This window comes from bacterium, from assembly GCA_021372775.1.
Lineage (GTDB): Bacteria > Acidobacteriota > Polarisedimenticolia > J045 > J045 > JAJFTU01.
Genome location: JAJFTU010000221.1, coordinates 1 through 12175, shown reverse-complemented (window position 1 = coordinate 12175; position 12175 = coordinate 1). Strand labels below are relative to the sequence as shown.

11 protein-coding genes and 1 tRNA gene are annotated in these 12175 nt (G+C 70.9%); 3 read left to right on the top strand and 9 right to left on the bottom strand.

Going from position 1 to position 12175, the window contains the following annotated elements:
- Positions 1-92: 92 nt before the first annotated feature.
- The 4 genes from LLG88_07975 to LLG88_07960 all read right to left on the bottom strand — a co-directional run bounded on the left by LLG88_07975 (position 93) and on the right by LLG88_07960 (position 4641).
- Complete coding sequence (locus tag LLG88_07975; protein MCE5246840.1) at positions 93-1214, bottom strand: hypothetical protein; 1122 nt, start codon at positions 1212-1214, stop codon at positions 93-95.
- Between the two features lie 33 nt (positions 1215-1247).
- Positions 1248-2036, bottom strand: coding sequence for a dockerin type I domain-containing protein (locus LLG88_07970; protein MCE5246839.1), 789 nt, complete (start codon positions 2034-2036; stop codon positions 1248-1250).
- Positions 2033-3478 carry an Ig-like domain-containing protein gene (locus tag LLG88_07965; protein ID MCE5246838.1) on the bottom strand — a complete coding sequence of 482 codons (1446 nt, stop codon included), beginning with the start codon at positions 3476-3478 and terminating at the stop codon, positions 2033-2035. The genes LLG88_07970 and LLG88_07965 overlap by 4 nt, the downstream gene beginning before the upstream one ends.
- Before the next feature lie 197 nt (positions 3479-3675).
- The gene (locus tag LLG88_07960; GenBank protein MCE5246837.1) at positions 3676-4641 is read right to left on the bottom strand and encodes an Ig-like domain-containing protein; all 966 of its coding nucleotides are present in this window, start codon (positions 4639-4641) and stop codon (positions 3676-3678) included.
- A gap of 234 nt (positions 4642-4875) precedes the next feature.
- Here LLG88_07960 and LLG88_07955 point away from each other — a divergent pair, with 234 nt between their 5' ends.
- The gene (locus LLG88_07955) at positions 4876-6414 is read left to right on the top strand and encodes an AMP-binding protein (GenBank protein ID MCE5246836.1); all 1539 of its coding nucleotides are present in this window, start codon (positions 4876-4878) and stop codon (positions 6412-6414) included.
- Between the two features lie 57 nt (positions 6415-6471).
- Here the strand turns inward: LLG88_07955 and LLG88_07950 are convergent, their stop codons facing one another.
- The 5 genes from LLG88_07950 to LLG88_07930 all read right to left on the bottom strand — a co-directional run bounded on the left by LLG88_07950 (position 6472) and on the right by LLG88_07930 (position 10123).
- Positions 6472-6723 carry an acyl carrier protein gene (locus tag LLG88_07950; GenBank protein ID MCE5246835.1) on the bottom strand — a complete coding sequence of 84 codons (252 nt, stop codon included), beginning with the start codon at positions 6721-6723 and terminating at the stop codon, positions 6472-6474.
- A gap of 146 nt (positions 6724-6869) precedes the next feature.
- Positions 6870-7079: a helix-turn-helix domain-containing protein gene (locus LLG88_07945; GenBank protein MCE5246834.1), complete on the bottom strand. Its 210-nt coding sequence runs from the start codon at positions 7077-7079 to the stop codon at positions 6870-6872.
- Between the two features lie 223 nt (positions 7080-7302).
- Entirely contained in the window at positions 7303-8337 is a 1035-nt protein-coding gene (gene yvcK / locus LLG88_07940; protein ID MCE5246833.1) for a uridine diphosphate-N-acetylglucosamine-binding protein YvcK, read from the bottom strand.
- Positions 8338-8360: 23 nt separating this feature from the next.
- A complete protein-coding gene (locus LLG88_07935) occupies positions 8361-9545 on the bottom strand; it encodes a hypothetical protein (GenBank protein ID MCE5246832.1) in 1185 nt (394 codons plus the stop codon).
- The gene (locus tag LLG88_07930) at positions 9542-10123 is read right to left on the bottom strand and encodes a polysaccharide export protein (protein ID MCE5246831.1); all 582 of its coding nucleotides are present in this window, start codon (positions 10121-10123) and stop codon (positions 9542-9544) included. Before LLG88_07930 ends, LLG88_07935 begins: the two co-directional genes overlap by 4 nt.
- 159 nt (positions 10124-10282) lie before the next feature.
- On the opposite strand from LLG88_07930, the gene LLG88_07925 reads away from it, so the two are divergent.
- Together LLG88_07925 and LLG88_07920 are read left to right on the top strand one after the other, a co-directional pair.
- Positions 10283-10359 (top strand) — tRNA-Arg (locus tag LLG88_07925).
- A 256-nt stretch (positions 10360-10615) separates the two neighbouring features.
- Positions 10616-11812, top strand: a complete 1197-nt coding sequence (locus tag LLG88_07920; GenBank protein ID MCE5246830.1) for a Fic family protein — start codon at positions 10616-10618, stop codon at positions 11810-11812.
- The last annotated feature ends 363 nt before the right edge of the window (positions 11813-12175 follow it).

Genomic DNA, 12175 nt, shown 5'->3' with positions numbered 1-12175 from the left:
CCCGCGTCGCGGAACGCCTCGGCGATCCCCTCCCGCAGGTGGCGTTCGTCCTCGGCGACGAGCAGCTTGCGCATCGCTCCTCCCGCTTCCCGTCACTCGAGCGGGAGGCGCGGCAACCGCACGCGGAACGTGGTTCCCTTGCCGGTCGCCGTCTCGACGTCGATCAGCCCGTGGTGGCACTCGACGATCTTGCGCGCCATCGCCAGGCCGATCCCCGAGCCGGTCTTCTTCGTCGTCAGGAACGGGGAGAAGATCTTCTCCCGGATCTCCGGCGGGATCCCCGGGCCGTCGTCCTTGACCAGCGCCTCGACGGCGTAGGAGGCGCGCTCGGGGCGTCCGACCGGCCGCACCGCGACCGTCAGGTGGCCGCGCCGCTCCAGCGCCTCGACGGCGTTGACGATCAGGTTCACGAAGACCTGCCGCAGCACCGGACCGTCCACCGCGACGTCCGGCGCGTTCTCGCTGTAGCGGCGCGTCACGTGGACGGCGTGGCCGGGGAAGCGCGACAGCGCCTCCTCGAGCGCCTCGTCGAGCAGCGGCGCGAGCGGCTGCAGCGACCGTTCCGGCGTCAGCGGGCGCGCGTACTCGAGGCCGCGCGTGACGGTGCGGTTGAGCCGCGCGACCTCGACCGCGATCTTCTCGACCAGCCGGAGCTCCTCTTCCCGCCCGGCCAGCTTGCGCCGCAGCAGCGTCGCCGTGACGTCGATCGAGGCCAGGGGGTTGCGGATCTCGTGGGCGAGGCTCGCCGCCATCTCGCCGAGCGCGGCCAGCCGGTCGCGCAGCCGCTCCTGCTCCTCGCGCTGCTCGACCTGCGTGAGGTCCTTGAAGAACAGCGCGACCCCGGCGAGCTGGTCGTCCGCCCCGGGGATCGCGCTGAGCGTGAAGCCGATCGTCCGCCCCTCCTCGTCGCGGGAGCGGATCTCCATCTCCGCGCGGTTCGGCAGGTAGGACATGGTGAAGGAGTCGACGAGCAGCTGGGCCAGCCGCGGGTGCCGTTCCAGCACCTCGCCGAGCGGCCGCTCGCCGGGAAGCGGCTCGACCTCGAGAATCTCGCGGGCGACCTCGTTGAGCGTCGTGACCATCCCCGCGCGGTCGACCGTCATCACGCCGCAGCGCATCCCTTCGACGACGCGCCTGAAAAAGGCGTCGCGCGCCGCCGGGAACGGCGGCGCGCCGGGCGCCGTGGAGTTTCTGGTTTTCGCCGATCCGCTCACGCCTGTTACTGTCCGGCGAGAGCCGCGCTTCGGTCAAGGAGCTTTTTGCTCCTCGGGGTCCGGAGCGAGACGGGCGCGGACGAGCGAGGCGTCCTCCCCGTCGATCAGGCCGTCGCCGTTGACGTCGGCGTCGGGGTTGTAGCGCGGCGAGCGGGAGTCGACGCCGAAGAGCGCGGCGACGATCCCGAGGTCCTGGGCGTCGACCGTTCCGGAGTGGTCCACGTCGAGCAGCTCGGGGTGCGCGGCCACGAACGCGTCGGAGCGGCGCACCGGGTTGTGGACGACCAGCTCGCCCGGGAGCGGCGCGAGGGACGCCGCCGGGCCCGCCGCCGCGACGCGCACGGCGGAGTCGGACAGCACCTGAACCGAGCCGACGACCATCCCCGGACGGAGGGAGACCACCCGCGCCCCCGGGGCGAAGTTCGCCCCGGAGAGCACGAAGGTCGCCTGGCCGCCGACGAAGGCGAAGCGGTCCACGCCGAAGACCTTGGGCGAGGGCATCGTCCGCACCTCGGCGCTCGGCTCCCCCGCGTTCCCCCACTGGTCGTAGGGGCGGACGCGGAAGCGGTAGAACTGCCCGTCGGCGAGGTGGTCCACGGCGGCGGTCGTCGCTTCCTTCGCGTCGATCGTCGAGACCACCCGGCCGTCGTCGGTCAGCACCTCGAGCTTGTAGCCGGCCGTCACCTCGTCCGGGCTCGGCGCCCAGGCCAGGTTCAGGGATCCCGCCGCCGCGGGGAACGCGACGCAGGCGGCGGCGAGCGGAAGGGCGGAACGGAGCAGGTTCTTCATCATCGTCGTCCTCATCGTCCTCGCGGCCTTCACGGGGCCACGCTCAAGGTCAGGCTCTGCGCGGCGCTCGAGACCTTCGTGGCGAGCGGCACGACCAGCGGGCGGGCGTCGTCGAGCGGAACGAGGGCGCCGCCGGAGAGCACGAGCAGCACGCCCGAGTCGCCGGTCCGGACGATCACGCGGTACCGCTTCCCCGCGGCGAGCGGCGCGGCCGGGTGGAGCACGACCGTCTGGCCGTTGTTCTCGAGCTTCGGCAGGCCGGCGAGCGGAACCACCGAGCCGTCGTTGGCGACGACGCGGAAGACGTCGTTGGTCAGGCGGGCCGAGGAGACCGGGTAGGCGAAGGCGATCGTGAACTCGTTCTGCACCGGGATGTCGGTGTTCGTCTGCGGCAGCACGGTCGGGTCGTCGGGGATCTGGAGCTGCTTGGCCGTGGTCGTCGAGCTCGTGCGGGTCGCGGCGAGGGTCACGGCGCTGGCGGTGGTCCACTTGGCGGTCCAGCCGCTGCCTAGCGCGCCGGACGGGATGCCGGACTTGGAGAGGGCGCTCAGCGCCGCGCTGTCGGCGGGGCCGACCGAGGTGATGTAGGTCGAGGCCGAGGCGACGCCGCGGGAGAGCGTGATCGTCACGGTCAGGCCGTCGGCGGAAACGGACGGCGAGCCCGAGGCCTGGGCGACCGAGCGGCCGCGCTGCGTGACGCGGAACAGCTTCTGACGTTCCGACGCCGAGAGCGAGGTCCAGAGGGCCGCGAGGCTGCGGTTGAAGACGACCTGAACCGACTTCGAGCCGACGGCGACGCCGCTCGCGCCGGAGGCGGGAGACGCGGAGACGACGGCGGTCGACGGCGACGCGACCGTCAGCGCGTTGGCGAGGTCGGCGTAGACCCACGCGTGGTTGGCGGGGTCGGAATAGGTCAGGTCGGGATTCTCGACGGTCAGCGTCGCGGCGCCGGTCGCCGCGGTCGCCGAGGCGGTCACGGTGATCTGCGCCGTCCCGCACGCCGTCACGGTGAAGCTCGTCACCGTGAGGCCGGAATTCGAGAAGCGGGCGCGCGCCGCCGGGCGGGTCGCGTCGCCGGAAACGCCGGCGTCGAAGTTCAGCCCGGTCACGGTGAAGGTCTTCGTCTCGCCCTGGTTGATCGTGGAGGCCGAGATCGAGGAGATCGAGGGACGGGGGAAGCCGCGGACGGGGGAGCTGTCCGCCGGGCTCTCGAGGCCGGACGCGTCGTAGGCGCGGACGCCGAAGTAGCTCACCGCGCAGTCGGTCGCGCCGGTCACGTCGGCGCTCGTCGCCAGCTTCGCGTCGAACGACTGCGTGTGGGCGCCGGCGGTCGCGCCGAAGTAGACGCGGTACCCGGCGACGTCGGTCTCCGGAACAGCGTCCCAGCGCAGGCTCACCGTGCCGGCGGCCGCGTCGCCGACGAAGGCGGAAGCCGCCGTGGCCAGCGTCAGAAGAATGAATCGACCGGTCCGCATCGAAATCTCTCCTTGCGCAAACGCGCCGGTACGGATCTTGGCGACTGGCTTAAGGCAAGGGCGGCGCCATGTTCGTCGCCGTGCGGCGCCAACCCAAACTGCTGATTCCACTGGCTTTGCCAGAAAGGGACGATCCGGGGGACGGAATCTTGTTGACAATCCCGTCCCCCGGAATTGCGGATTCGTAAGCGCCGGTGTCAGTGCGTGTCGCTGCGGCGGAAGCTGCCGACGACGCTCGGGGCCTTGTTCACGACCTTGAAGCCGGTGGTCTGGACGTAGTCGGCCGCGAGGGGGAGGCCGGTGCTGTCCTTCACGCCGGAGGCGCCGCCGACGACCTTGATGCGGTAGGTCGCGTTCTCGGCGAGGGCGGCCGCGGGGGTGATCGTGACGGTCTTGAGGTCGGCGGAGAGGCTCGGCGAGCCGGAGGCCTGGGCGACCTGATTGCCGGACGCGTCGAGCAGCTGGACGGTGGCCGAGGTCACGGAGGCGGCGGAGAGCGCCTCGGAGAAGATCACGGCCGGCTTGGCGTCCGCGGCGATCGCGGTCGCGGCGTCGGCCGGGGAGGTCGACGCGACGGTCGGCGGGTTGTTGGCGACGATCGTCAGCGAGGCGCTCTTCACGCCGTACGACGAGTCGGGGTTGGTCACCGTGACGTCGCGCGTGCCGGCCGCGGCCGAGGCGTCGATCGTCACGTCCACCGAGAGTTGGGACACGGAGTCGCGCCGCACCGCGGCGATCGTGACGCCCGAGCCGGAGATCGCCACGGCGGCGCCGGTGTCGAACGACTCGCCGGCGATCACCAGCGTGGCCGAAACGCCCTGCTGGACGCTGGCCGGCGTGACCGCGCTCACGACGGGACGCGGCAGGCCGACGATCTCGTTGGAGTAGGCCGCCGATTCAAGTCCGGCCGCGTCGACCGCCTTGACGGCGATGTAGTAGCGGGTCGCCGGGTCGAGGCTCGAAAGGGTGGCCGTCGTCACGGCGCCGACGCTGATCGACGACGTGTACGTGCCGCTGGCCGTGCCGTAGTAGATCTTGTAGCCGGACAGGTCGCCGTCCGTGACGGCGTTCCACGAGACGCTGATCGTTCCGGCAAACGCGGCCCCCGCGGCGAGCGTCAGGGCGAGAACGGCGATGAGGTAACGGGCGGCGGTGCGATGCATGGTGCAAGTCCTCATTCGGTCCGCGGCGTCTCGAAGCGAGGCGCCTGGCCGGTTCGGACCAATCTCAAGGACCATGCCAGCCTTTTCGCACAAAGCCGGACGGGGATAATCCACGACGGACGCGGTTTTCCAACTCTTGCGTCCCGAACGCGTCAGTTCGCGGGCCACGAATCTCGGGACGGCAATTTCAATTTCGTCCGGCCGACGGCGGACGGACGGCGTATGTCAGTGGCCATGGAGCCGTATCTCGTCCACCACTTCCTCGAACGGGCCGCCGAGGCCGCTCCCGACCGCCCCGCCCTGCTTCACGACGGCCGCCGCCTGACCTACGGGGAGCTCGCGCGGGACGCGAACCGCCTCGCGCGCGCCTTCGCCGGCGCGGGGATCGCGCGGGGGGACCGGATCGGCCTGCTCGCCGCGAACTCGTTCCTCTACGTCGCCGCCTACTACGCGGCGCTGAAGTGCGGCGCGATCGCCGTGCCGCTGAACACGGCGGCCGACCCCGCGTCGCTGCGCGGCTTCCTCGCCGACTGCGGCGCGCGGGCGTTGGTCGCCGGACCGCGCTTCGGCCGCGCCGCGCTCGACGCCGCCGCGGCCCTCCCCGACCTCGCCGCCTTCTTCGCCCCCGGCGCCGAGCGGCTGCCGCCGCCGCCGGCGCACATCGCCTTCTTCGACCTCGACGCGGCCCTCGCCGAGGAAGCGGGCGCGCCGCCGGACCGCGCGACGATCGACCTCGACGCGGCGTCGATCGTCTACACCTCGGGAAGCACGGGGCGGCCGCGCGGCGCGACGCTCAGCCACCTCAACCTCGTCGCCAACACCCGCTCGATCGTCTCCTATCTCGGCCTCGGCCCGGACGACCGCGTGCTCGACGTGCTGCCGTTCCACTACGTCTACGGCAAGTCGCTGCTCAACACGCACGTCGCCGCGGTCGGCTCGGTGGCGATCGAGAACCGCTTCCTCTTCCCCAACACCGCGCTCGACACGCTCGAGCGCGAGGAGTGCACCGGCTTCGCCGGCGTGCCCTCCACCTTCGCCATCCTGCTCAACCGCTCCAACTTCGCCGAGCGGCGCCTGCCGAGCCTGCGCTACGTGACGCAGGCCGGCGGCGCGATGAGCCCGGAGCTCACGCGGCGCCTCGTCGCGGCGCTCCCCGGGCGCAAGGTCTTCGTGATGTACGGGGCGACCGAAGCGGGCGCGCGCCTCGCCTGCCTCGACCCCGCCGACCTGCCGCGCAAGCTCGGCTCGATCGGACGCGCGATCCCGAACGTCGAGCTCTTCGTGCGGCGCGAGGACGGAAGCGAGGCCGCGACCGACGAGGTCGGCGAGATCGTCGCCCGCGGCAGCAACATCATGCGCGGCTACTGGGGCGATCCGGAGGAGACGGGGCGCGCGCTCGTCGACGGCGCCTACCGCACCGGGGATCTCGCGCGGCGCGACGAGGACGGCTTCCTTTGGATCGTCGGGCGCAAGAAGGACATGATCAAGAGCGGCGCCCACCGCATCGCGCCGAAGGAGATCGAGGACGCGATCCTCGAGTTCCCCGAGGTCCACGAGGCGGCGGTCGTCGGCGTCCCCGACGAGCTGCTCGGCGAGGCGATCAAGGCGTTCGTCGTGTTCCGCGAGGGGGCGCCGGACGAGACGCTCGCCGCGCTGGAGGCGTTCCTCCGCCGCCGGCTGCCGGCCTACAAGGTTCCCGGCGCCTGCGAGCGGCGCGCCGAGCTGCCGAAGAACGAGTCGGGCAAGGTCCTGAAGCGGCTGCTCGTCGAGTAGGCGCGCGCCGCGCCCCGGGCGACGGGCCCGCGCCGCGCGCCGCCGCCGGGCGGCGCGTCAGAACTTGTGGCCGTTCCGCTTGCGCGCCACGTAGGACTGCAGCCGCCCGAGGCTGTCGAGATTCTCCGGCGTCAGTTCGGCGTCCTCGACCTTGAAGCCGAACCGCTCCTCGAGGAAGCCGACGAGCTCGAGCACCCCCGTCGAATCGAGGATGCCCGATTCCATCAGCGACGTGTCCGGGGCCAAGGCCGGCCCGTCGTAGAAGAAGTTCCCGCGGATGAAACCCTCGAGTTCGGCGGCGACGTCCACTGCGGCGATCCTCCGCGGCTCCCCTAGCCGCGTTCAATTTATACGGCGCAATTCCCGTCCCGCGGCGGCGCGACGAACGCCGCGACCGCAGAAAAAAAACGCGGCGCCGCGAACGGCGCCGCGCTTCGCGCGAAACGTCGCCGGCGTCAGGCCTGAACGCGGTTGCGCTCCAGCCAACGCAGCAGCTCCGATTTCTTGTAGCGCAGCGACGAAGTGCGGCCGCTGCCGACGCGGTACGCCGGCAACTGGTTGCTCTTCGTCAGCTCCCACAGCTTGGTGCGCCCGATCTTGAGGAATTCCTGGGCCTCGCGGCTGGTGAGGATCTCGTCTTCCCGTTCGATGATCTCGGAAGCCATGTCCGACTTCTCCTGTCCCTCGTCGGCCCCGTCCGTGGACCGACCCGCGCAGCGGCCGCGCCGAACCAGCCCCCGGACGCGCGCTTGGGACGCCGGGAGCGGACCGCGGTCCTCGTTTCCGAAGATACTCTTCGGCCGAGCCTCGGGGACTGTTTAGTCCCCGCCGCATTATTTTGCAGAATTCCAAGCGCGCCACGGTGGACACGCGCAGGTTTTTTTTCGATTAGACGAAATCCGAGCCCGCCCCCCGACGAGGGGAAAAGCGCCACGTTTCGTAGGCGCGGAGGATCGCCAAGGCGGTCCGCGTCGGGTCGTGGCGAACTTTCGGCGACACTTGAAGCAACTGCTCCCGGAAAACGAACGGCACTTGGCGCTCGACGTCCTCGTCCCGAGGGTCGAGCGGCTCGGCCCCTTCGGCCCGGTACCGCGCCAGCGTCTCCTCGGGAATCGGGTCGGTCGCGAGGAGCGCCCCGTCCAAGGAGCCGCGTCCGGCGTGGTTCAGGACGGCCCGGACGTGATCGCCGGCGGAGCAGCCGGTGGTTTCCCCCATCTCGGTCATCGCGTTGACCAGCAGCAGCTTGAAGGCGCGGGTCGCGCGCAGCGCCGCCGCGACGTCGGGCAGGATCACGTTCGGCAGGATGCTGGAGTAGAGGCTCCCCGGACCGAGCACGACGATGTCGGCCTCCAGGATCGCCTCGACGACGCCGGGGGCCGCGGGAGGCGCCTCGGGCTCGAGCGAGAGCCGCTCGATCCGTCCCCGCTGGGCCGCGATCATCGTCTCCCCCACGACCGTCCGGCCGTCGGGGAACCGCGCGACGAGGCGGGCCGGGACGAGGGTCGAGGGGACGACCCGCCCTTGGATCTTCAAGACCTCGCTCGCCAGACGGACCGCGGCGAGGAAGTTGCCGTCCTCCTCCTGCGCCAGCGCGGCGAGGATGAGGTTCCCGACGGAATGGCCGGAGAGGCTCTCGCCGTCGCGGTAGCGCGCCTGAAAGAGACGCGCCATCAGCGGCTCGTTGTGCGACAGGGAGACGAGGCAGTTGCGCAGGTCGCCAGGCGCGACCATGCCGAACTCGCCGCGCAGCCGGCCCGAGCTCCCGCCGTCGTCGGTGACGGCGACGACCGCCGTCAGCCGTTCCGGATCGTCCGCCCCGTCGGGGAAGAGCAGCGAGCGGAACCCGCGCAGCACGGCGGGCAGGCCGGTGCCGCCGCCGACGGCGACGATCCGCACGCGGGCGCCGATGTCTCTGAGATCCACGGGGCGTTCGTCCTCATCGTCGGTCAGCGGGCCAGAGGCGACCAGCGCAGCCCGACGCTCCACCGGGTGTCGGCGTAGGAAAGTTCGGCCAGATCGGAGCTCTGGTCGAACCGCTCGGCGGCGAACACCATACCCCACTGCGCGGAGAATCCCAGCCGGTACTGCGCCCTCCCGGACCAGGCGCGGGTCGCCGGCGTCGCGCCCGCCGCGAAGGCGTCGGGCTTGAAGCGCGTGTATCCGCCGCCGACGTCGAACGACGAGAAACGGCCGATCGGCAGGCCGTAGGACACCGTCGCCGCGTCGTCCACGCCGGCGCCGAGCGCGCCGCCGCTCCCCGAGACGTCCCGGGAGACCGACGCGTAGACGCGGGCCCGCCGCCCGACCGCGCCTTCGGCGACCACGCCGCCGACGAGCCGCGTCTTCCGCGCGTCGTCCGCGCCGGCCGGAACGTCGCGCGGCTTCGACGCGGCGACGCCGAGCTCGAAGGTGAGGGTCAGCCGGTCGGTCGCGCCGCGGACGTAGCCGACGTAGGCCCGGTGCACGTCCGACGAGCCGAACACCCCCTCGTCGATCCGGCTGCCGCGGTAGTCGACGCGGAGCGCGGAGAGCGGGGAGAGCGAGCGGCGCCATCCGACGCGCAGATCGACCGTCCGGCCGTCGTTGGCGTCCGGCTCGCCCGCCGGCGCGTCGAGCAGCTCGTTCCGCCGCTTGAGGACGTCCAGCGTCGCGCTCAGCGTCGTCAGCGGCGAGGTCGTCCACGCTCCGTCGAGCCGGCCCGACCAACTCGTCTCGCGCGTGTGCGGCAGCGACGGCAGCGTGCCCGCGGGCTCGAGGGCGCCGAGATCGACGCGCTGGCGGTCGGCCCGGCGCCATCCGCCCGAAGCGCCCCAGGAGAAGAGGCGCGATTCGGTGCGCGTGTAGACGAAGCTCGCGTTGTGCGCCGTGTTGTCGAGGTCGGTCTGGTCGCTGAACCGTTCGATCGTCGGCTCGTAGGCGATGGTGAAGAGGTCGCGCGGCGTGCGGCGGCTCAGACGGAGTTCGGCGTCGAGCGTGCCGGAGCTGTCGCCGCCGGGGTGGACGGCGGCGCGGCGCGGATTCGAGGCGTGCTGCAGGGACAGCGTCACGACGGGGTCGAAGCGCCATTCCGCGGCCGCCGCGGCGCCGCACGCCCCGGCCAGGACCGCGGCGGCGAGAAGCGCGCGGTTCATTGCGCCACCACGACGTCGCCCGTCTCCAGCCAGATGTTCGCCTCGGGCGTCTCCCCCCTGATGATCTTCGAGTAGCTGACGACGATCCGCTGGCCGCCGCGAAGCACCGCGACGTCCTTGTCGGCGAACTCGTTGAGGCCGCCCGCGACCGCCAGCGCCTGCAGCAGCCGCAGCGGCGCGGTCGAGACGACGGCCATCTGCGTGCGCACGTTGCCGAGCATGTAGACGCGGTAGGAGTTGATCTCCCGCACGGCGACCGTGATCGTCGGGTCTTTCTGGAACGGCTCGAGCGCGCTCTTGATCCGCGCGGCCAGTTCGGTCGGCGTCGCGCCTTCGGCCTGGACGTCCCCGGCGAGGGGAATCGTGATCCGGCCGTCCGGCCGCACGAGGCATTCCGCCGGCGTCGCCTCGCCGAAGACAAAGACCTCGAGCCGATCGCCGACGCCGATCTTGAACGCGGGACGGACGTCGCCGCCCGCCTTGGCCGGCGCGGCCGGCTCGGCCGCGAGCGCGGTGCCCATCGCCGCGACGACGGCCAGCGCGGCCGCCCCCCAACCCCGACGCAGTCTCCCCTTCATCGACCTCGCTCCTACGGCGGCGCCGCGCCCGGCGCGGCCCGCGCGTGGGGAAGGTACGGAGAAAGCGTTGCCGCGGGCGAGGCGCGGCGAGCCGATTTCCCGCTCTTCCTTGACCGTCCGCGCCTCGACGGGTATCATCCGTCCGCCTTTGAGAGGCACGCGCCCGTAGCTCAATTGGATAGAGCACTTGACTACGGATCAAGAGGTTAGGGGTTCGAGTCCCTTCGGGCGCGCCATTCCGGTTCTTCATCCCCCTGACAACCTGACGAGAGCCCGGCGGCGGGAACCCGCGCGCGAAGGCGGGCGTTGTCGTCGCGAGGCGACCACGGAGGCAAGCCCGTCGCCGCGCCGCGCGGATCTGAAGATCGGCGGTTGACCGCGGGACGCCGCTGCTCACGAATTGGCGTCAGGATCTGGGACATTCATGCGGACAACTTCAAGTTTATCTGCCATATTTCCAAGTGGTTGCCGTGGACACCGCTGGAGACATCAATGCGGGCGTACGAGAGGACACACCCGTTCTTGACGTTTGCCCTGAACGCCAACAGCTTCACGCACCGCCTTTGGATGCGGCTGGGCGAAGCCAAGTCCAAGTGCGAGCACGTGGCCGGCGTCCCGTTGCGACCCGACGTCGCGAAGCGTCTCAACACGGTCTTTCTGGCGAAGGGCGCCTTGGCGACCACGGCCATCGAAGGGAACACGCTCTCCGAAGCGCAAGTGTTGGCGTCGATCGAGAGGCGCCTCGATCTTCCCCGCAGCCAAGCCTACTTGCAGGACGAAGTCCGGAACGTCGTCGATGCGTGCAACTGGATCATCGAGAGCCTGCTCGCCGACGACGTCCGACTCGACATCGAGTGCTCGGTCGTCCGAAAGTTCAACCACGACGTCCTCAAGGGCCTTTCGTTGGACGAGGATGTTGTTCCGGGAGAGGTCCGAAGACACTCGGTCGGGGTGGGCGGCTACCGCGGCGCCCCTGCGGAAGACTGTCCCTACCTCCTTCACCGACTGTGCCAGTGGCTTCGGGAGGATTGGTCGTCGGGGATGGAGGAGTTCGCCGTCGAGATGGCTATCGTCAAGGCCGTCGTGGCGCATCTGTATCTGGCGTGGATCCATCCATTCGGCGACGGAAACGGTAGAACGGCGCGCCTCCTGGAGTTCTACATCCTCGTCCACGCCGGGGTTCCCGTTCCCGCGGCCCATCTCCTCAGCGATCACTACAACAAGACGCGCACCGCCTACTACCGCGAACTTGACCGCTCCCACGGAAGCGGAGGCGACGTCATTCCGTTCCTCGAGTACGCGGTATCGGGCTTCGTCGACGGCCTTGCCGACCAACTGTCCATGATTCGCCGCCAGCAGTGGGACGTCGCATGGAGGGGCCATGTCCACGACACGTTCAAGACGCAGGACTCGCCCGCGGCGCGCCGCCGGAAACACTTCGTGCTGGACCTTTCGCGGACGCCGGACTGGGTGCCGATCCAAGACGCCGCCGCCGTCTCGCGCCGCGTAGCCGAGGCGTACGCCGGCCGAACCCGCAAGACACTGACGCGGGATCTGCGGGAACTCGTCGAGCGAGGCCTCGTCGAAATGAAGGCCGGGGCGGTTCGCGCGAATCGCGAGATGATCCTCGCTTTCCTGCCCGCGCGCCGTCCAGCCACCTCTCCGAGGAACAGCGGCGGCGGGTCGTAGTTCGCCATGGGCGCGGGGGACGTTTCCCCTGCCGTGAACCCAGAACGCCGCGTTGTTTGACGAGGCCCAGAGCGGAGTTTAGACTCAAGTCAAATGCCGCGGTCGGCATTCACGGCGTCCACCCCCCGGATGCCTGCCGGCCGCGGCTGCTTTTTTGTTTCGACCGTCCTGTTTCGCCGGCGTTCGCCGCCCGCGGCCGCGTCAATCGCCCGCCGCGGCCGTCTCCCCTTCCGGGAGGAGCGCGGCGAGCGGCCCCAGCCGCCGCAATTTCGGGCAGAGGGCCGCGATCGAGGCCACGACGCAGACGGTGGCGACGCCGCCGAGCAGCACCGATCCGACAGGCCCGAGCAGCGCCGCCGTCAG

Bases quoted from the DNA above. Each gene is read 5' to 3' on its own strand.
- LLG88_07960 (MCE5246837.1), bottom strand. From the start codon at position 4,641: ATGCATCGCACCGCCGCCCGTTACCTCATCGCCGTTCTCGCCCTGACG.
- LLG88_07920 (MCE5246830.1), top strand. From the start codon at position 10,616: ATGCGGGCGTACGAGAGGACACACCCGTTCTTGACGTTTGCCCTGAAC.
- LLG88_07955 (MCE5246836.1), top strand. From the start codon at position 4,876: ATGGAGCCGTATCTCGTCCACCACTTCCTCGAACGGGCCGCCGAGGCC.
- LLG88_07945 (MCE5246834.1), bottom strand. From the start codon at position 7,079: ATGGCTTCCGAGATCATCGAACGGGAAGACGAGATCCTCACCAGCCGC.
- LLG88_07965 (MCE5246838.1), bottom strand. From the start codon at position 3,478: ATGCGGACCGGTCGATTCATTCTTCTGACGCTGGCCACGGCGGCTTCC.
- LLG88_07930 (MCE5246831.1), bottom strand. From the start codon at position 10,123: ATGAAGGGGAGACTGCGTCGGGGTTGGGGGGCGGCCGCGCTGGCCGTC.
- LLG88_07935 (MCE5246832.1), bottom strand. From the start codon at position 9,545: ATGAACCGCGCGCTTCTCGCCGCCGCGGTCCTGGCCGGGGCGTGCGGC.